The 18919-nt window shown below is 28.8% G+C and carries 19 protein-coding genes, 3 tRNA genes and 2 pseudogenes; 12 read left to right on the top strand and 12 right to left on the bottom strand.

Annotation, left to right across the window (positions count from 1 at the left end):
• The first annotated feature begins 170 nt into the window (after positions 1-170).
• The 3 genes from RH95_RS00110 (at position 171) to RH95_RS00100 (ending at position 429) form a co-directional block, all read left to right on the top strand.
• Positions 171-262, top strand: a tRNA-Ser gene (locus RH95_RS00110).
• Between the two features lie 7 nt (positions 263-269).
• Positions 270-346: transfer RNA gene (locus RH95_RS00105), tRNA-Ile, on the top strand.
• 7 nt (positions 347-353) lie between these two features.
• Positions 354-429: transfer RNA gene (locus tag RH95_RS00100), tRNA-Phe, on the top strand.
• Positions 430-499: 70 nt separating this feature from the next.
• Here the strand turns inward: RH95_RS00100 and RH95_RS00095 are convergent.
• Positions 500-1024 (bottom strand): cysteine hydrolase family protein, encoded by a 525-nt coding sequence (locus tag RH95_RS00095; RefSeq protein WP_010242046.1) that lies wholly within the window; start codon positions 1022-1024, stop codon positions 500-502.
• A gap of 80 nt (positions 1025-1104) precedes the next feature.
• On the opposite strand from RH95_RS00095, the gene RH95_RS09725 reads away from it, so the two are divergent.
• From RH95_RS09725 to RH95_RS00085, 3 genes and pseudogenes are all read left to right on the top strand, one after another.
• Entirely contained in the window at positions 1105-1344 is a 240-nt protein-coding gene (locus tag RH95_RS09725) for a PDDEXK family nuclease (protein ID WP_010242044.1), read from the top strand.
• A 15-nt stretch (positions 1345-1359) separates the two neighbouring features.
• Positions 1360-1821 (top strand): annotated as a pseudogene (locus RH95_RS09720) (DNA/RNA nuclease SfsA); the annotation flags it as partial.
• Positions 1794-2297, top strand: coding sequence for a GNAT family N-acetyltransferase (locus RH95_RS00085; protein WP_010242042.1), 504 nt, complete (start codon positions 1794-1796; stop codon positions 2295-2297). The pseudogene RH95_RS09720 and the gene RH95_RS00085, both read left to right, overlap by 28 nt.
• 119 nt (positions 2298-2416) lie before the next feature.
• Here the strand turns inward: RH95_RS00085 and mgtE are convergent, their stop codons facing one another.
• Both mgtE and RH95_RS00075 read right to left on the bottom strand, forming a co-directional pair.
• The gene (mgtE, locus tag RH95_RS00080) at positions 2417-3754 is read right to left on the bottom strand and encodes a magnesium transporter (protein ID WP_010242041.1); all 1338 of its coding nucleotides are present in this window, start codon (positions 3752-3754) and stop codon (positions 2417-2419) included.
• A complete protein-coding gene (locus tag RH95_RS00075; protein WP_010242040.1) occupies positions 3741-5597 on the bottom strand; it encodes an ATP-dependent helicase in 1857 nt (618 codons plus the stop codon). The genes mgtE and RH95_RS00075 overlap by 14 nt, the downstream gene beginning before the upstream one ends.
• A gap of 110 nt (positions 5598-5707) precedes the next feature.
• On the opposite strand from RH95_RS00075, the gene RH95_RS00070 reads away from it, so the two are divergent.
• A complete protein-coding gene (locus RH95_RS00070) occupies positions 5708-6502 on the top strand; it encodes a nitroreductase family protein (RefSeq protein WP_010242039.1) in 795 nt (264 codons plus the stop codon).
• Between the two features lie 398 nt (positions 6503-6900).
• Here RH95_RS00070 and RH95_RS09940 read toward each other — a convergent pair.
• The 3 genes and pseudogenes from RH95_RS09940 to RH95_RS00060 form a co-directional block, all read right to left on the bottom strand.
• Positions 6901-7040, bottom strand: a pseudogene (locus RH95_RS09940) (IS256 family transposase); the annotation flags it as partial.
• 5 nt (positions 7041-7045) lie between these two features.
• The gene (locus RH95_RS00065; RefSeq protein WP_010242038.1) at positions 7046-8086 is read right to left on the bottom strand and encodes a s-methyl-5-thioribose-1-phosphate isomerase; all 1041 of its coding nucleotides are present in this window, start codon (positions 8084-8086) and stop codon (positions 7046-7048) included.
• Between the two features lies 1 nt (position 8087).
• Positions 8088-8918: a purine-nucleoside phosphorylase gene (locus tag RH95_RS00060; RefSeq protein WP_010242036.1), complete on the bottom strand. Its 831-nt coding sequence runs from the start codon at positions 8916-8918 to the stop codon at positions 8088-8090.
• 102 nt (positions 8919-9020) lie between these two features.
• On the opposite strand from RH95_RS00060, the gene RH95_RS00055 reads away from it, so the two are divergent.
• The gene (locus RH95_RS00055) at positions 9021-9608 is read left to right on the top strand and encodes a class II aldolase/adducin family protein (RefSeq protein ID WP_010242034.1); all 588 of its coding nucleotides are present in this window, start codon (positions 9021-9023) and stop codon (positions 9606-9608) included.
• Positions 9609-9707: 99 nt separating this feature from the next.
• On the opposite strand, the gene phaC is transcribed toward RH95_RS00055, so the two are convergent.
• The 5 genes from phaC to RH95_RS00030 all read right to left on the bottom strand — a co-directional run bounded on the left by phaC (position 9708) and on the right by RH95_RS00030 (position 13923).
• Entirely contained in the window at positions 9708-10778 is a 1071-nt protein-coding gene (phaC, locus tag RH95_RS00050; RefSeq protein ID WP_010242031.1) for a class III poly(R)-hydroxyalkanoic acid synthase subunit PhaC, read from the bottom strand.
• A 15-nt stretch (positions 10779-10793) separates the two neighbouring features.
• Positions 10794-11855 carry a poly(R)-hydroxyalkanoic acid synthase subunit PhaE gene (locus RH95_RS00045; RefSeq protein WP_010242029.1) on the bottom strand — a complete coding sequence of 354 codons (1062 nt, stop codon included), beginning with the start codon at positions 11853-11855 and terminating at the stop codon, positions 10794-10796.
• Positions 11856-11974: 119 nt separating this feature from the next.
• A complete protein-coding gene (locus RH95_RS00040) occupies positions 11975-12640 on the bottom strand; it encodes a hypothetical protein (protein WP_010242025.1) in 666 nt (221 codons plus the stop codon).
• A gap of 258 nt (positions 12641-12898) precedes the next feature.
• The gene (locus RH95_RS00035) at positions 12899-13486 is read right to left on the bottom strand and encodes a DUF3793 family protein (RefSeq protein ID WP_010242022.1); all 588 of its coding nucleotides are present in this window, start codon (positions 13484-13486) and stop codon (positions 12899-12901) included.
• An 8-nt stretch (positions 13487-13494) separates the two neighbouring features.
• On the bottom strand, positions 13495-13923 hold the full coding sequence (locus RH95_RS00030; protein WP_010242020.1) for a flavodoxin: 429 nt from the start codon (positions 13921-13923) through the stop codon (positions 13495-13497).
• 243 nt (positions 13924-14166) lie between these two features.
• Between RH95_RS00030 and gltS the strand changes: the two genes are divergently transcribed.
• Positions 14167-15396, top strand: coding sequence for a sodium/glutamate symporter (gltS, locus tag RH95_RS00025; protein ID WP_010242018.1), 1230 nt, complete (start codon positions 14167-14169; stop codon positions 15394-15396).
• A 107-nt stretch (positions 15397-15503) separates the two neighbouring features.
• On the opposite strand, the gene RH95_RS00020 is transcribed toward gltS, so the two are convergent.
• On the bottom strand, positions 15504-16709 hold the full coding sequence (locus RH95_RS00020) for a dicarboxylate/amino acid:cation symporter (RefSeq protein WP_010242016.1): 1206 nt from the start codon (positions 16707-16709) through the stop codon (positions 15504-15506).
• Positions 16710-17085: 376 nt separating this feature from the next.
• Here RH95_RS00020 and amaP point away from each other — a divergent pair, with 376 nt between their 5' ends.
• From amaP to RH95_RS00005, 3 genes are read left to right on the top strand one after another with little or no spacing between them, the layout of a single operon-like run.
• Positions 17086-17634, top strand: a complete 549-nt coding sequence (gene amaP / locus RH95_RS00015) for an alkaline shock response membrane anchor protein AmaP (protein ID WP_010242013.1) — start codon at positions 17086-17088, stop codon at positions 17632-17634.
• A 9-nt stretch (positions 17635-17643) separates the two neighbouring features.
• Positions 17644-17979 (top strand): DUF2273 domain-containing protein, encoded by a 336-nt coding sequence (locus RH95_RS00010; RefSeq protein ID WP_010242011.1) that lies wholly within the window; start codon positions 17644-17646, stop codon positions 17977-17979.
• A 28-nt stretch (positions 17980-18007) separates the two neighbouring features.
• Positions 18008-18589, top strand: coding sequence for an Asp23/Gls24 family envelope stress response protein (locus RH95_RS00005; protein ID WP_010242008.1), 582 nt, complete (start codon positions 18008-18010; stop codon positions 18587-18589).
• Positions 18590-18919: the final 330 nt, after the last annotated feature.

Here is an 18919-nt window from a genome sequence, read left to right as displayed (position 1 = left end):
TGTGTCAATAGAAAATATTTTTCTCTTTATTTTCTTATTAATTTATGAGATAATACTTGGAACGTAGAAAATATAAAAATTTTTTAAATTTCTTGTAAAAATTAGTTGACAAATTTAAAAAATTCCTTTAGAATAGTTAAAGTAAGTTGCTAAAGAGTGACCTTCAATTTGGAGAAATACTCAAGTGGCTGAAGAGGCTCCCCTGCTAAGGGAGTAGGTCCCGATTAGGGTCGCGAGGGTTCAAATCCCTCTTTCTCCGCCAATGGTGAGGGCCTTTAGCTCAGTTGGTTAGAGCGCCCGGCTCATAACCGGTAGGTCCCGGGTTCAAGTCCCTGAAGGCCCACCATTTACCTGCCCAGATAGCTCAGTCGGTAGAGCAGAGGACTGAAAATCCTCGTGTCGCTGGTTCGATTCCGGCTCTGGGCACCATAAAAGAGAGCATCAAATGATACTCTCTTTTTTAATCCCTTTTTTACTTAAAAAGGATAATTTTAATATTTTAGATAATTTTTATATGACAAGATTCCAAAACGTCAAGTGCTGATTGTTTTTTCTCATCTGTCAAACCCTCTGTCAAATCTTTATATAAGTAAATATTTTTTTCTGGCAAGAATCCTTTTACCATTAAAATATTTGAAACTACACAAATATCTGCAACAAGACCAAGAAAATAAATATTATCTATATTTTCTTTTTCATCCAATTCTTTTAAATATTTTCCAAGCTCAACTGAAGCAAAAGTATTCTTTTCTATCTTCTTTGCACCTTTAAAAGATCTTGTATTCTGTAATTTCTTTGCAATCTCATGTCCTTCTGTTCCCTTTATACAATGCTCTATTGGAAGATTTTTTCCTTCATTTGTTTTTAAATAATCTTTCCCATGAGTGTCCAAAGTGTAAATTATTTTTCCATTAAATTCATTTACCTTATCCACTACTCTATCTAAAAGAATATCTCCATCTTTACTTTTAAGTGATCCACTTACAAAATCATTTTGCATATCTACTACAACTAAAATGTCCATATTATTTCCTCCCCTTTTCAATATGATATAACAAATTTTACATAATTTAAAGTTGAATGTATAATGTTTCAGGGTGAATTATGAAATACAATAGCGTCTTAAAAGCAGAATTTTTATACAGAAAAAATAGATTTATCTCAATTTGCAAAAAAGGTTTTAAAATTTTAACAGTATACGTACCAAATACTGGCAGATGCAAAGAGCTTTTGACAAAAGGTGTCACAGTTTTTGTTACTTATAACGACAATCCAAATAGGAAAACTTCATACACTCTTATTGCTGTAATTAAAGGCGATAAAATTATAAATATAGATTCTTAAGCCCCAAATGAAGTTGTTTATGAGGCTCTTTTAAAAAATAAAATTGACCTTGGATTTAAGCCTGATTTTATAAAAAGAGAATTTACTCATGGAGATTCACGCTTTGATTTTTATATTGAAGGTGAAAATAAAAAAGCATTAATGGAAGTAAAGGGTGTTACACTTGAAGATGATGGTATTGTTGCCTTTCCTGATGCTCCTACAAAAAGGGGACTAAAACATATAAATGGACTTATAAATTCCAGAGATAACTACCTTACTTACATTTTATTTTTAATTCAAATTAAAGACGTGAAATTTTTTACACCAAATTATTTCACAGACATAAATTTTTCAAAAAGTCTTTTAAAGGCAAAGGAATGCGGAGTAAAAATTCTTGCTTACGATTCTTATGTCACAAGAAATTTAATTGAGATTGGTGAAAATGTGCCAGTTGTTTTGGAGGAAACATGGAATTTAGACTCGCAAAAGAAATAGATAAAGAAAAAATAGAAAAAATTTATGAAGATGGATCAGAAAAATTAAAATCTCTTAGGATAGACCAGTGGCAAGGTGAAGACAAACCAAATCTAAATAATTTTTCTAATTTAATAAAAAATAAAAATATTTATGTGCTAGAGGACAACGGAAAAATTGTGAGCACTGTTATAATCTATAAATTTGACTATGATTACGAAAATAATTTAGATAGTAGTTGGACTTCAAATGGATCTTATGTAGCACTCCACAGAATTGGAACTCTTTCAGCTGAATGTGAAAAGGGCTACGGAAGAAAAATAATTGAATTTGCAGAAAAGTTTGCAAGGGAAAATAATTTTAATTCTGTTCGTATTGACACACATAGAAAAAATATAAAAATGCAAAACCTTTTAAAAAATCTACATTATAAATATGTTGGATTAGTATACCTCAATGGGAAAAATGAAAGACTTGCCTTTGAAAAATTAATTTAAAGAAATTATATAATTTCAAAACTAGAATTTTGTAAAAATCATCAATTATTAATTAGATAAAATTTATAGAAAATTACACACCTTTAAAAAGGTGTGATTTTTTTCTGTAAATTTTAATTTTAAATTAATTTTGGTAAAAAAATTGTAGCAAGACCTAAAAATATAAAAAATCCAAAAACGTCTGTAAAAGTCGTTAGAAAAATTGACGATGCAATTGCCGGATCCACCTTTAATTTATCTAAAATTAAAGGAATTAAAAATCCCATTGAGCAAGCAATTATCATATTTAATATCATCGCCAAAAATAAAATTAAACCGAGATAAATATTTTTATGCCAAAAAACAAAAACTGTTGCCGCCAAAATTCCTATTATTGCTCCTTCAAAAAGTCCCAAAAATATTTCCTTAAAAACTAATTTATAATCTTCCTTTAGCGACAATTCTCCTCTGGCAAGAGATGTTAAAATTATGGAAAGAGTTTGAGATCCTGCGTTTCCTCCCATTCCTGTTACAATTGGCATTGCAGCAGAAAGCACAACAACTTGTGAAATTGTCGATTCAAAACTTTTTACCACTGATGACGCTAAAAAAGCTGTAAGCAAATTTACTATAAGCCAAGGTATTCTACTTTTAAAAGAATCAACCCAATTTGAGTCGTATTCTTCGTCTGCATTTACACCATGCATCTGCAAAATATCTTCATTGTGTTCTTGATCTATAACTGCAATAATATCTTCTGATGTTATTACTCCTAATATCGCCATATTATTATTTACAACAGGCAGTATATCTAGCTCATATTTGCTAAACAAGTTTGCTGCAACTTCTTGATCATCTGTTCCGAAAACATAAAAATCCACTTCTTCTAAAATATCTTTTAGTACTGTCTTTGCACTAGAAACTAAGAGATCTCTTAATGTGACAATTCCCCTAAGTCTGTGATAATTATCTGTAACAAAAATTTCATCAATTATTTCTGTTTCAGGAGAAATTGTTCTAATTTTTTTTATTGCTTCTTCTGCCGTAAGATTTTCACGAAGAGAAATAAAATTTGTAGTCATTATACCGCCAGCAGATTCTTCATCAAAAGAAAGAATCATCTTTAATATGTTTTGGTCGGCACTTTTCATTAGAGATAAAATTGACTTTCTCCTTACAGTTGAAAGAACTCCCAATAAATCCGCAACTATTGAATGCTCCATATGAGTAAAAATTTCTATTAGTTCATCATTGGTAAAAAAACTCATTATCTTGGCATCTAATTCTTCTTCTGAAGATTCTAAAAGAAGTGCCAAGTTTTCATGTGTAATATTTTTTACAAGTATTCTTAATTCATCCTCTTCTAAATCTTCTGATTCTATGCCAAGATCCACAGGATGATATTCTTCAAAAAGATTATTTAAAAGATTTTTATCTTGAACACTTATTATTTTTTTCATTTCTTCAATTAGTTCCATTTTTTTCACCTGCCAAAGTTTCTAAATCAGATACAAAAGATGAAAGTTCATTTTTCATTCCATTTGTGTAGTTAGAATACATAAGATAAAGTTCTCTTTTTGCTCTTGTCATTGCCACATAAAAAAGTCTTCTCTCTTCTTCAAAAAGACCTTTATCTTCACTTAAAGAATCAATGCTTGAACTAGAAGGGAGTCTACCTTCATAGAGGTCTACAACAAAAACTTTTGAAAATTCAAGTCCTTTTGCAGAGTGAATTGTCGAAAAAGTGAGTTTTGCATTTGAATCTTTAGGTTTTAATAAATCATATTCAAGTGATTTTAATCTTCCAATAAAAAGTTCTAAGGATTTTGTACTTTTCGCAATTAATTTCAAATAATATAAATATTCATTTAAAGTTTCTACTGTTTCCATAAATCTCTTTGCATTTTCTCTAAGATAATTCCCATAGCCCATTTCTTTGTCTATATAATCAATAGCTTCATACACGTCTACTCTTGAAATTTTTTTAAATCCAGTTAAAAGTTTATTTATATTTTTATTATAATAATTTGGAAGATCTGGATAATCTTTTAAAATATTAAAAATATTTTTTCCTCTGTGTTTTTTCAAGTACTCAATATGTCTTTTTGATATATATCCATCTAGTTTAAAATAAAACTTCTCATACAAATCTATATTTGAAAGATCCTTAGAAAAATTTAAAATATCTAAAATATCCTTTGTAATAAAATGAGAGAAAAATTTCGTTTTTTTATCTTTTATATTAAAATTATAATTTTTCCTTTCAAAGTATTCCACAAGTCCAATGCTAGATAGATTGTTTCTATATAAAACTGCTACATCTTCGTCACCTTTTGAAATTTCTTTCTCTATAAAAGTGTACTGGTCTTTTGGATCCTTTACCTTTATAATACTCACAGGTTTATTAAATGGATTGTCTGTTACAACAGTTTTATCAAATCTCTTTTCATTTTGTGCAATAAATATATTTGCAATATTTACAATATTTCTTGTAGATCTAAAATTTTCTTCCATGTAAAAAGTTACAATATTGGGATATTCCTCTTGTAATTTAAAAAGTTCTTCGGTATTTGCACCTCTAAAACCATAAATAGACTGATCGTCATCAGCAACAACAAATAAGTTGTCCTTCGGTTTGGCAAGATATTTTAAAACTTGAAACTGACTTTTACTAGTATCTTGCCCCTCATCAAGTTGAATAAATTTAAATCTATTTCTGTATTTATTCCTAATTGCTACATCATTTTTTAAAATTTCATAGGACATATTTATCATGTCATCAAAATCAATTAAACTTTTATCTCTTTTAAACTTCTCATAGCTTTCATAAAATTTTACAAAATTGTCTGTATCGCATCTTTTACTTTTTGCAAAGGAATTTGGACTTATCATCATATTCTTACAATAGCCAACTTCAGAAATTGCAGTTTCAACTCTCTCCTCTGTTGGATAAATTTTATTGACATCTCTATAAATATCTCTAAGAATTTCATATTTCTTTTTCATATTAGAATCAATTAAACTTAAACTTTTACCTGCCTTTTTAGAATAATCTCTTACAATAGAATAGCAAAAAGCGTGAATTGTAGAAAAATGAACATTCCTATCATCACCCATACTCCTATAACGCATTTCAATATCTAGAGCCTGTGCCTTAGAAAAAGTAATAGTTAAAATACTTTTTGGATCAACACCACACTCTATTAATTTTTTTGTTCTATGTAAGATCATAGTTGTCTTCCCTGCACCTGGAACTGCAAGAACAATTGCCGGCCCTTCAAAATGTTTTACAGCTTTTAATTGACTTGATGTTAAATTCAAAATATCCCTCCAATTTTAGTTTAAACTATTTCACAATTATTTTAAATCTATTTTTTTAGTTTTGCCAATGTGATATAATTTAATATATAACTGGTTTAGGGGGTATTAATATGTTAATGACAAATTTTTTACAAAAAAGAAAATCTGTCAGAAATTTTAAAAATGACATCGTACCAAGAGATGTCTTGGAAAATATAAAATTACTTATGGACGAATTGGATAGAGAAGAAAGCGATATAAGTTTTTCACTTTACGAAAATGGAAAAATCGTAGCAGAGGGGCTAAAAGGAAAAGCAGGCTATGCAGGTGTAATGATCGAAGCCCCTCATTATATAGCACTTGATATATCTGATGATAAACCACTTAATATATTAAAAGGTGGATATTGTCTTGAAAAACTAAATACAAAAATTGTCGATCTCGATTTAGATACTTGTTGGATCACAGTAGATGAAGTTGATGAGGCAACAAAAAAATCTATTTTTGGAGAAAATGGAACAAAGATAAATTATTTAATTGCATTTGGATATGGACAAAAGAAAAAACTTTTTGACCCAGAAGTAACAAGTTCAAGACTTGATGTAAATGAAATTGTATTTTCTGAAAATTTAGGCGAACCAATTTCAATAGAAACTTTAGAAAATTATGGAATATTTGATGTATTCTCATCAGTTAGATACGCACCAAGCCACAAAAACTTTCAACCTTGGAGATTCGTTTTGAAAGGAACAGATGTAGAAGCTTATATGGTAAAATCTGATGAAGATGATAGATCACTTATTGACATGGGTGTTGTATTATTTTACATGGAAGAAATGTTAAAAACTATTGGCATAAATAAGAAATGGACAATTGATCTAAAAGATGCAGGAAAATATTATTATATAGGTTCTTTCACATTATAAATTATATCAATATATTAAAAAGGGTAGTGTTGCAGAATAGTTTAATTAGGATATGTTAAAAGGTATGTAAAAAGTTTTGTGTATCAGCTCCTCCCGATAGGTTGTGAGCTGATATTTTTTTTAATTTTTTTAATATACTTTTATTACTATATTCTGAGAGTTCAGATATTTGTAATCTAATTTTGGCACAATTAAACTAGAAGGCCAAGATTCTTCTAAAAATCTCTCTTCTTGCCTAATTGTATATCTTAAAAATTTGAAGATTTCTGTCAAGAGCTGATCCTTAGATCAGGGCTATGCCTTTACTCTTGATTGAAAAATTCAAATTTTTATTATGCTAATGGCAAAATTTAGATTCTGCCTTCAAAAAATATTGATAGTTGTGATAATATTTGATCCTATCCTCTTATTCTACTTGTACATTTAATTGAAGCATCTACCATCGCTAGATGCAAGCTTTTTTGTAGGACGTAGTCGCTTGGAAATATTGTTTTGTTTTTGTTACTTTTCTAAGTTGTCTATTAAAATTTTCCAAAGAACCTTTTAATAATAACTTGTGTGTTCTATATCTAAATAATTTTTAAGTTCTCTTGGTTTATAGATTCCCTTATCTGTTACAAAACCTGTTATAAGTTCTGGTGGGGTTATATCAAAGGAAGGATAAATTGCCTTAACTCCTTTTGCTGTGTGATTTCCTAAAACAAGAGATGGATCTCTAAGTTCAATTACTATATCATCTCTACCCTTCTTTTCTCCGTCTGGCATACCTGTAACATAGTAAGGAACATTGAACTCACGAGCAACAATTGCAATTTGATGTGTTCCTACTTTATTTGCAACATGACCATCAACTGTAATCGTATCTGTTGCAGATGTAAATACATCTATCCCTATATTTTCCATTGTGTAAGCCACCATATTGTCAGTTATAATTGTGGTGTCAAAACCCATTTCACTTATACAAGTTGCAGTTAATCTTGCACCTTGATAGTATGGCCTTGTTTCCGCACAATAAAATTTTACATCTTTATTTTGTTCTTTTAAAGTCCTAGTTATTGTTCCTATTATAGTTTCTCCAAAACATTGAGTTAAAACTTTCCCACCATCAGGTATAACTTCGCAAAGATTTTTTGCGACTTCATCCATTGCACTATATCTTCTGTTTAAAGATTCAATTGCTTCTTCAAAAACTTTTTCTACGACATCTTCTCCATTTTCAATTGCCTTTTTTGCCGCTTTTATTGAACCTTTAGTAACTTTTTTTAGTCTTGTTGATGTAGTTGGTCTTGCAGTTGAAATTGTATTGGCAGCTTTTTCTAAGAATTTAATTAAATCTTCATCACTCAAATCTCTAGCTTCATAGGCAGCAAGAGCCATTCCCATCCCAGCAGCAGTATAAGGCCCTGCTGACTGTGTGACCATATCTGTTATTGCCCTTGCAACTTCCTTGTGAGTTTTACAAATTTCAAATCTAACTTCTTTCGGATAGACTCTTCTATCCAAAATTTTTACTTCTCCATTTTCATACCATGCAACGTTTTCATATTTAAGCATAAAAGGCATGTCATAATCTTGTCTTTTCATTTTAATTATCTAACTCCTTTACTATTTCTATTATCAAATTTTTTAATTTTGGCGAAACTTCTCTTGTAACATCTTCAACTTCACTCCCATCCATATTTTCAATTCTATCAGAAGAATAATTTGTAGCAACAGACATTGCAATAACTTTCATATTACAATGAGCTGCTGTCAAAGTTTCTGTTATAGTTGACATCCCAACTAAATCTCCGCCTAATGTCCTAATTGCTCTAATTTCTGATGGCGATTCAAAAAAAGGTCCTACTGTAAAAAAGTAAACTCCCTCTTTTAATTCAAATCCCAATTTTATTGCAGATTTTTTTGCCAAATCTCGAAATTCTTTATCATACAATTTGTCAATTGGATAAAATCTTTCTCCAAATTCATTTAAATTATTCCCCCTAGTTGGACTTGCCCCTGCAAAATTTATGTGGTCTATTATTAAACAAATATCTCCTGGATAAAAATTATAATTGACAGCACCAGCTGCATTTGTAAGTATTAATTTTGAAACTCCAAGGAGTTTTAAAACATAAACTGGCATTGCAAGTTCATTGAAATCATATCCTTCATAATAATGAAATCTTTTAGTCATACAAATTACATACTTACCGGACAATTTCCCAAAAATAAATTTTCCACCATTGTCACTAACAGTAGAAATTAAAAAATTTGGCACATCCTTATAATTAATTTCTATTTTGTCTTCAATTTCATCTAAAAGTTTTTCAAGCCCTGTGCCTAGTATAATTGCTATATCTGGTTTTATCTTTATCTTATTTAATATAAAATCCGCACTTTCTTTATAACTTTCAAATATTTTTTCTTTTAGCATATTTACCTCTCAAATTAATTTATATTTTTAGTCTAACACAGGATAATCAATTGTCAATTAAATGAAAAATATGATAAATTATATTATATTGCGAGGTGTAAAATGAATTATAGAAAACTTTTAGTTGATTATGGTAAAAAACTTTTAGATAAAAATTTGGTGGCTGGCACAAGTGGAAATTTAAGCATAAGAGGAGAAGATGAAAATACCTTTTATATAACCCCCAGTGGAATTGACTATTTAGAAATAACCGAAAAAGATATTGTAAGAATAAATTCTAAAGGAGAATCCCTCGATAAATTTAGAAAACCTTCATCTGAATGGAGAATGCACATTGAAATTTACAAAAATTATCCCAATTACAATGCCGTAGTTCACACACATTCAACTATTGCAACAGCTTTTTCAGTTTCAAGAAAAAAAATTCCACTTATTTTGATTGAGATGAAACCTTTTTTAGGAGGAGAAATAAATGTAGCACCTTTTCATGAAGCAGGTTCAAAAGAACTTGCAGAATCTATTATTCCTTTCCTAAAAAATTCAAATTCTTGCTTGATGGCAAATCACGGTGTAGTTTCTTGTGGTAAGGATTTAGAAAGTGCCTTCCTTTCTGCAGAGTATGTTGAGGATGCTGCAAAAATTTATTATTACTCTTTAAATATTGGGAATCCAAAAATTATTTCAGATTAAACAATTGGCATATAAATTTAACAAATTTAGTTTTAATCAAATACAGCAAAAAACCGAGCAAATTAAATATGCCCGGCTTTTTTATTTGATAGTTTTATATTATTTTGATTTTTCTGTCAAAAATTCATTTATCTTTGGTGCGACTTCTCTTTGACTTCTGCCGGATACAAATAATCCAATGTGACCAGTTTCTACTTCAACTAATTCAACATCATCAGTTCCAACAGCTTGTGGGATTGGTCTAGTTGCATTAGGAGGAACTTGATTATCTTTCGTTCCTAAAATTGCAAGTACTGGACATTTAACATCTTTCAAATCGACTCTCTTGCCGTCTAAATAAAATTCTCCTTTAATCAAACTATTTTTGTGGTACATTTCTTCTTGGAATTCTTCATAAGCTCTACCTACTTGATCTGGAGAATCAAAAATCCAATGTTCCATTCTAAGAAAATTTGCAAGTTTATTTGGATCATCAAGTTGGTCTATTACTCCCACATATTTATCCATCATAAGGTCTATTGGTTTCAAGAAAACAAAACCTGAATTCATAAATTCTCCTGGCACGTTTCCAAAAGCCTTAACCATATTATCTGGGTTTAAATATTTTCCCCACTTAAATAAAAGCCCATCATCAGTTGAAAAATCAATTGGAGTTACAAGAGATACATAGGAATTTACTTTTTCCCCATGTAGTGCAGTGTAAATAAAGGAGAAAGTACCCCCTTGGCAAATTCCAATAAGATTTATTTTTTCTAAGTTGTGTTTTTGTCTAATTATCTCAACACAATCATCAATATATCCGTTAATATAATCTTCTAGTCCAAGATATTTATCATCCATTGTCGGATATCCCCAATCTATTATATAAATATCTTGTCCGCCTTCTAGTAAACTTTTTATAAGAGATCTATCTTCTTGTAAGTCCATCATATATTGTTTATTTACAAGAGCATAAACTATTAATGTTGGAATTTTATTTGGATCTTTTACTTTAGGCTCATAGTGATAAAGTTTCATCTTATCTTCGTGAAAGATAAGTTCCTTTGGCGTTGAATCATATCCACTGTAATCTACATTCATTAAAGTGTCTACACCTTTAACAAGTTTTTCATATGAATCAACCATATCGGACATTGATTTTACATAATCTATTCCTAATACACTTTTCAAATTAATAACCTCCTACTATTTATTATCCCTTTTATCTTCTTCGTATTCTTTATCTCTAATGTATCTCTTCAATTCTCTAACTTCTTTTTTTAAATCATAAACACTTTTGTAAAGAGAATCCATATCTGAATTTGTTGGAATTGGAATCCATTTTAACGATTCTTCCACAACTTGGTCTAAATTAATTTTTAAAACCATTAGAGAATCTACAAAGTTTCCTAAAAATTCAGCAAATTCATCAGAAAAGAATAATTTATCAAATTCATTAGAAGTTGTAGTCTTCCAAAAATCATAAAACTCTTCAAAAGTCTTAGGAGATTCTCCTTCTTTAATAAGTTCAAAACTTTTCTTTACAACATCTTCAGTAGATTCAACAATTAGATTGGAAATCATCATACTTAATTCTGAATAATTTCCCATAAAAGTTATTAACTTATCTATAGTTCTCATGTGCATTTCATAAGTGTTTCTGTCAATTCCAAATTGAGGAGAATTTAACATTTTTCCAAAAGTTTCTTCATAACTCTTTTTCCAAATTTTAAAAAATTCTTGGAATTCCTTAGGATCTTGGAATGCCCCTTTCATAATTGAATCTAATAAGTCCACAGAATTATCCATCCAAGGGCCATAAACTGTAGTAAGCATATTTTTATAACTTTCAGATGCACCCATGCATTGTTTAATTAAATTTTGAAGATCACTTGGAATGTAAGGGAATAAATAATTATTAATGTATTGCAAAGACCCTTCTTTATACTGTTTCATAATTCTTTCAAAATTTTCCTTATTAGGTTCTATTGCTTCATCATAAATATTCTTATAAAGCTCATAAATACTATAATAAATCTTAGAAGTGTCCTTTATTTTTTTTGCAATTTCACTAGGCCCACCATGAAAATTAAAAAAATCTGCAGTTCCATACTCATCAAAAATACTATTCACACCTTTGAAATATTCTGCATTAAAAGGATTGAAATCTCCACCACCAAAAGTTTTTGCATAATCCTTCCACATATTCATCATTTTCTTTTGTGAATCCATATACTCATCAAAAAAGTTATATCTGTTATTATCCAAAATTTTTCCTCCTCTTTATATAAACACTAAAAATCTCATAATCTACTTATATTATACCCCTAAAAGAAATATTATTAACAATTTATAATCTTATTTCTTTTTCATACTAAATTAATTTACTATTTTACCTCAGCTTCTTTAAATAAAATATTTCCATCTCCATCTACTGATACACCATAGAAATTTTCAGAAATAGCTTTTTTAATTCTTTCTAAATCTTCACAAGAAATTATTTTTTCTCTCCCTGTAAAATTAAATTGAATATCTTCTGACTTTAGTATTATAAACCTATCGTAACCTTCTTCTGAAAATTCGTCTGGATATTTTTTCTCAAGAGAAACAATTTTATATCCAGAAACTAAAGTATTTTTGTAAGAATAATAATTATTTGGAGATACAGTACCTATCTTATTTGTAAATTTTGAGCCTTCATACTTTTCTCCAATTCTTTCTCTAGTAATATTTTGAAGATTTCTGCCTCTATAATCTTTTAGAACAACGACAGTATCATTTACTAAAACTGTATTATGATCTACATAAAAATTAAACTTGGAAACATAATCTTCATCTTCATGTGGCACCTTTATGCTTCTATATGCAACAAGTTTATTGTCATCATAAACCCCAATGAAAGCACCACCATTATCTATTACATCTTCTAAGTATTCTTTAGAATCATGTGAAAAAATTTCTTTATTTTCAATTCCCTCGTAAACTTCAGTTGTGAGATTATATATTTCATCAATATTTTCTTTATCTAAAAATTTAAAAACTAAATTATCCATAAGTACCTCTATCATATTCTATAATTTTCTTACTTAAATATATTTTTTGTAAAAAATTTGTACATTTTTATTTCTTTAGTGTGTTAACACAAATAAAATGTTTTTTTATATTTTACCTTAAACAAAGTAAATAATCTACTTTATTTATAAAACTTAGAAATATTTTAGTCTTATAAATTTATATATTCTCAAACTTCTATATTTTAAATTCACAAAAAAATCTACTTTCTTAAAACAAAAGACTGCCCAAAAGCAGTCTTAAACGTAAATACCTTCTACAATTTTTTTCATCTCTATAACTTTAACTTCGTCAAACCTCTTGAAAGCTTCTATTGAACTTTTATCATTGTTAAAACATTTCCAATATCCAGTGCATTTACAAATTTTTTTGTCCCTATATTTAAAGTCAATCACATCTTTAAGTGGATAACCCAAAAAAATTCCAATTTCATCGGGACAAGTTTCTGTAAACCTACTTTCTAAAAAATAAAGATAATCTTCTACAGATCTACATTCTTCATATCCTTCAGAATTTAAAAATTCAATAATTTTCTGTTGTTTAAGTTTTTTCTCAAGTCTTTTTTTCTTAAAGAAATAAACTAATACAGAATCTTCTAAAATTCTTAATTCATAAAAATCAATGTCTAAAACATCTTTTAATAAAAATTTATTCTCCATCCAACTATCTCTTAGATTTCTCTCTCCATTTTTTAAATTCATCATAGTTCCAAGCTTTAAATCGCTTAAAGTTGGAGCAATTGTAGATTTTATTAAAGCCAGTAGATATTCAAAATCCTTAAAATTTTCAATATAACTTAAAAATTCAATGAAAACACTTTTGTACATCTTTAATATTAAGCTCTTGCTAAATCTTTTCCAAGAGCTTCACATTCATCAATTGCATCTTCATCGGGATTATCATAAGCAGCAAATCCATCTGCAATTAATTTCGCTCCAGTTCCTTCAACTTCTTCTTGCCAAGTTTTCATCCATTCACCATCAGCCCATTCATATGAACCAAATAGTACAACATTTTTTCCAGAAAGAAGTGGATTTACTTTATCCATAAAGGGTCTCATTTCTGTTTCTTCTAATTCTTCTGCTCCCATAGCAGGGCAACCAAAGGCAATATTATCTACATCTTTTACATCTTCTTCAGTGGCATTTCCTACTGGAATTAGTTTTACTTCAGCACCTTCACCTTCTGCTCCTCTAACTATTGCTTCTGCCATTCTTTCTGTGTTTCCTGTTCCTGACCAATAAATTACATTTACTTTACTCATAATATCTCCTCCTAATTTTTTTTGAAATTATTTATCATTTAAATATATTGTATTAAACTTTACGAAATATATTTATAAAAATTTATAATAATTATTTAAAAAATTTAAAATAAATTTTAATCATTTTCTATTTTTCATAATCTAATGCGATAAAATTATAGTTGCAATATGAACATATCTAATGATATTATTTAATTCGAAAGATAATATGCAATAATAATAAATTTCAAAAAGGAGGATTCTATGGAATTTGTGAGAGAAAATGGTATCTTAACAATTAATTTAGATTCTATTTTAACTTTAGCCTTAGCTGTAATTGTGCTACTTGTTGGCTATGGAGTAAAAAATAAATCAGAGTTTCTTAGAAAATATTGTATTCCCGCACCAGTAGTCGGTGGATTGATATTTATGTTTATTACATTTATAGGATATAAAACAAATTCGTTTAACTTTGCTTATGAAAATATTTTTCAATCTACGTTTATGTTGGCTTTTTTTACAACAGTAGGACTTGGTGCAAATTTAAAAATTTTAAAATCAGGTGGTAAACTATTAATTATCTATTGGCTACTATGTGGTCTATTATCACTTATCCAAAATACAATTGGTGTTGGAGTTGCAAAAGCAGTTAATCTCGAACCAGCTTATGGAATGCTTGCATCTTCAATTTCAATGATTGGTGGACACAGTGCAGCAATGAGTTATGGAAACACTTTTGCCAAAATGGGCTATGAACAAGCTCCAGTAGTTGGTGCAGCAGCAGCAACATTTGGACTTATCTTTGGTGTATTAATAGGTGGCCCCCTTGGAAGAAGACTAATAGTTAAAAATGATTTAAAACCTGATAACGATGATTTCGATTTATCTGCTCTTGATAATTTATTTAAAGAAGAAAAAATTGAACTTACTAATCTAGATGTCATTAAAAACGTTTCAGCAATAATTATATGTATGGCACTAGGCACTTTAGTTTCAAAACAAATTGGAAAAGCTATCAATATGGACTTTCCTGATTATGTTGGGGCAATGTTTGTTGCCGTTATTCTTAGAAATATAAATGAAAAAGCAAACTTTTATAAATTTAGTGCACACTCAGTAGACGGAATTGGGGATGTAATGTTAAATCTTTACTTAGCTCTTGCCCTTATGACATTAAAACTATGGGAATTACAAGACCTAATGGGAGGAGTACTAATCGTTCTAATTTGTCAAGTAGTATTTATGCTTTTTTATACTTACTTTATTGTATTTAAAGTCCTTGGCAAGAATTACGACGCTGCTGTAATGTGTTCAGGATTATGTGGTCATGGACTTGGTGCAACACCATCTGCAATTGTAAATATGACTGCTATTAACGAAGAATATGGAATGAGTAGAAAGGCTATGATGATTGTTCCAATAGTTGGTGCATTCTTAGTGGATATTATCTACCAACCTATTGTTCTCACATTTATTAAAACATTTGTAAAATAAAAATTTATTGCATTTTATCTTATACAACTTAATAATTTCAAAAGACCAAAACTTTTCATTAAGCTTTGGTCTTTTTTTATAATTATATTATGAAATTTAAACTCTTTTTAATTTTGAGCTACTTTTACTTCAGGATTATCCCCTCTTCCAGGGACTTTTTTAAATATTCCTGTCACCATAAGTGCTATTGCACCATCTGTTGTAACATTACAAGCTGTTCCAAAACTATCTTGTAGTGCAAATATAGATAACATAAGAGCAGTTCCTGTATCATTAAAACCAAGCACAGATGTTATAAGACCAAGGGACGCCACAACAGTTCCTCCAGGAACTCCAGGTGCTGCTATTGCAAAAATTCCAAGTAATAAAATAAACGCAATCATATTTGCAGTTTCTGGAAGTTTACCAGTTAATATTTGCGAAACTGTCATTACAAAAAATACTTCTGTTAAAACTGAACCGCAAAGATGTGTATTAGAACAAAGCGGAATCGCAAAATCTCTAATTTTTGGATCAAGTGTCTTAGATTTTCTTGCACACTTTAATGCCACTGAAAGAGTTGCTGCAGATGACATTGTTCCAACTGCTGTCAAATATGCTGGAACATAATGTCGAAAAACTTCTTTTGGATTTGTCTTTGAAACTGCTCCTGCAATTGAATACATAAGAGTCATCCAAATAAAATGTCCAATAATTACTATTACAATTACTTTTAAGAAAACTGGAAGTTCATTTACTATTACTCCTTCATATGATAATCCTGCAAATGTAGTAGCGATATAAACGGGAAGTATTTTTATTACAACATTATTTACTATAAATAAAATTATTTTATTTAATTCTAAAAGCAAATTCTCCCAAGTATTTGATTCTGTAACTATAACTGCAATACCAAATAAAATTGAAGTTACAAGTGCTGTCATAACTGGCATAATTGGATCTATTGAAAGATTAAATATAGATTCTGGAATGGAATTGCCACCTCCAACATTTGAAGCAATATTTAAATTAGGAATAATTGCTTTTCCCGCTAAAAAACTCATAGTAGCTGCACCAACAGAAGAAGCGTAACAAATTATAAGTGTAACACCTAAAACTTTTCCTGCATTTTCTTTTAATGATACAATTGCTGGAGTTATAAATCCTAAAATAATTAATGGAACTATGTAACCTATTAAACTTCCAATTACTCTTTTTATAGAATCAATTATCCTTATTGCAGTAACATTTGAGATATTTCCAACAATAATTCCAATAATAATTCCAAGTATTAATTTAAATACTAAAGAGTTAAAAAATTTCTTTTTTTTCATTTCATCCTCCTAATGATTATTTTAAAAATCAACCTAGATTTTATTAATATTTTACCACCTCATAAATATAAAAGCATTAAAATAATAAATTTTCATCACTTCATTTAAAAAAATATATTTTTTTGTAAATTTTTTATAAATAATTTTTTTGAACATTGTTCATATACTACAAAATACTTTTCTCTATTTTTCAACACTTTTATCAATTATTAAAATTATTTCTTTTTTATAAAATACATTTTTTTATTTTATATTTAACAAATTTTTAAAAATTTTCACTTTTTATGTGTAAAATAAAGTTTCTAGGATATATATATTTATGCAAGCAGTTTAATTAATAATTTAATTAAATTAATCATTAAAAGGAGGAATGAGATTGAAGAGATGGCGAAAATGGGTTAATGTTATTTTTGCTATCGCCCTACTACTTGCTATATTTTGTTCATATTTCTTGATGTTTGACTATGGTAAGGTAACAAATACACTAGCTGGTTATTATGGACAAGGATGGTTTTTCTATTTCTTGACTATTGTATCAATTTTAGGTGCATTATTTGCTTTATTCATTTTTATTCAAGCTATTGCTCTTCCTACAATTAATAATTATTTAATTGATAAAGATGATTCTGGCGAAATGCTTATAACATCTAAAGCCATTGAAAATAATGTGCTAACAACTGTAAATAAGTATCCCGGAGTCAAAAACTCAAGTGCAATTGTTAAAGTGAACAATGGAAAAAAAGCCCATAAGATAAATACTAAAGTGACTTGTGGCGTATATGAAGGCGAAGATTTAAATTCCCTTGGTAATACAATTAAAGAAGATGTAGCTAATAATCTAGAAACTTTCACTGGTTATCCTGTTGATAAAGTGGATGTTAAATTTTACGACATCAAGAAAGATTCTAATAAGAGAGTGGTTTAGGAGGTTCATATGATTAATAATTATGGAAATTTTCCGGATTATCAAAATAATTATGAAAACTCAAATAAAAACCCTGAAAATAAAAAAATAGTTGTAGTCGAAAAGAAAAAAGAAAGAGAAGTTTCTACTTTAAAAAATAAATTTAAAAACTTCACTAGATTACACTGGAATGAGTTTAAGTACACTATATTTGGACTAATCATTTCAATATTATTTTTGACAATAGGTTTTTTTAGAACACTTTTAATTATAATCTTTTATTTAATTGGCAACATTTATGGCAAGTACAAAGATGGTGATCCGAAAGCATTATTTTTGTTAGAAAAAATTTTTAAAAACTATTAACTAAAATTAACTAAAAAGGAGAAATATTATGGCAAACGAAGCTAAATACAATGAAATTGCAGGCGTAAACAAAAAAGAACAAGAAAAAATTGAAAAAGAACAAGAAAAAAGAGAAAAGGAACAAGAAAGAGCCCAAAAAAGAGAAAACTTTGTAGACAACTTACAAGACAACTTCAAAGATAATTTCAAAGACGAAGAAGGACAAGCTCATGAATCAAAACTTACTTTTGAAGATTCTGTTATTGAAAAAATAGCAGCAATTGCTTGTCACGAAGTTCCTGGCGTTCTAGATATGAAAGGTGGATTCTTCTCTGGAATTTCTGAACAATTTGGCGGATATAGCTTAACTAAAGGTATTTCTGCAGATGTTGGAGAAAAAGAAGCTGCAATTGATGCTTCAATTATTCTAGAATATGGTCATTCTGCTCCAAAAGTTTTTGAAGAATTAAAAAGAAATATTGCTCAATCTGTTGGACAAATGACTGGTCTTAAAGTTGTTGAAGTTAACGTAAAAGTTGATGATGTAATGACTAGAAAAGAATTTGAACTTAAAAAAAGAAATGACAAAAATGAAGCTCCACACTATGAACAAGGACCTTCATTAAGATAATTATTTCAATAAATATAAATTTTATATAATTTTTTTAGAAGCTCGCATGCGGGCTTCTTTTTATAGTTTATAATAATTAAGCTGTGAAATAGTTTGTGTATGAACAAGGTGCTGTTGCAAAATAAAACAAAAAAACGGCTCGCATATGCAAAAGCCGTTTTTTTGTTTTTGATAAAATTAAGGTATGAACAATTCATTAATTTATCAAAATAAGCTTACCTTAAATCGTTCAACTTTGCAACTAAGTTTAAACTTTACCTCACAAACTTGCTTTGATGATGACGGAAAAGTTGGTTTAATACAAGATTTAGTGTAAAGGATGGATTTAAA

The sequence above is a fragment of the Peptoniphilus rhinitidis 1-13 genome, assembly GCF_000246925.1.
GTDB classification, from domain to species: Bacteria; Bacillota; Clostridia; order Tissierellales; family Peptoniphilaceae; genus Peptoniphilus_A; species Peptoniphilus_A lacydonensis.
The sequence above is the reverse complement of the archived record's forward strand: the minus strand, read 5'-3'. Positions and strand labels throughout refer to the sequence as shown.

Bases quoted from the DNA above. Each gene is read 5' to 3' on its own strand.
- RH95_RS00005 (WP_010242008.1), top strand. From the start codon at position 18,008: ATGGCAAACGAAGCTAAATACAATGAAATTGCAGGCGTAAACAAAAAA.
- RH95_RS00095 (WP_010242046.1), bottom strand. From the start codon at position 1,024: ATGGACATTTTAGTTGTAGTAGATATGCAAAATGATTTTGTAAGTGGA.
- gltS (WP_010242018.1), top strand. From the start codon at position 14,167: ATGGAATTTGTGAGAGAAAATGGTATCTTAACAATTAATTTAGATTCT.
- RH95_RS00020 (WP_010242016.1), bottom strand. From the start codon at position 16,709: ATGAAAAAAAAGAAATTTTTTAACTCTTTAGTATTTAAATTAATACTT.
- mgtE (WP_010242041.1), bottom strand. From the start codon at position 3,754: ATGGAACTAATTGAAGAAATGAAAAAAATAATAAGTGTTCAAGATAAA.
- RH95_RS09725 (WP_010242044.1), top strand. From the start codon at position 1,105: ATGAAATACAATAGCGTCTTAAAAGCAGAATTTTTATACAGAAAAAAT.
- RH95_RS00070 (WP_010242039.1), top strand. From the start codon at position 5,708: ATGTTAATGACAAATTTTTTACAAAAAAGAAAATCTGTCAGAAATTTT.
- RH95_RS00055 (WP_010242034.1), top strand. From the start codon at position 9,021: ATGAATTATAGAAAACTTTTAGTTGATTATGGTAAAAAACTTTTAGAT.
- RH95_RS00060 (WP_010242036.1), bottom strand. From the start codon at position 8,918: ATGCTAAAAGAAAAAATATTTGAAAGTTATAAAGAAAGTGCGGATTTT.
- RH95_RS00030 (WP_010242020.1), bottom strand. From the start codon at position 13,923: ATGAGTAAAGTAAATGTAATTTATTGGTCAGGAACAGGAAACACAGAA.
- RH95_RS00040 (WP_010242025.1), bottom strand. From the start codon at position 12,640: ATGGATAATTTAGTTTTTAAATTTTTAGATAAAGAAAATATTGATGAA.
- RH95_RS00065 (WP_010242038.1), bottom strand. From the start codon at position 8,086: ATGAAAAGACAAGATTATGACATGCCTTTTATGCTTAAATATGAAAAC.
- RH95_RS00085 (WP_010242042.1), top strand. From the start codon at position 1,794: ATGGAATTTAGACTCGCAAAAGAAATAGATAAAGAAAAAATAGAAAAA.
- RH95_RS00035 (WP_010242022.1), bottom strand. From the start codon at position 13,486: ATGTACAAAAGTGTTTTCATTGAATTTTTAAGTTATATTGAAAATTTT.
- RH95_RS00010 (WP_010242011.1), top strand. From the start codon at position 17,644: ATGATTAATAATTATGGAAATTTTCCGGATTATCAAAATAATTATGAA.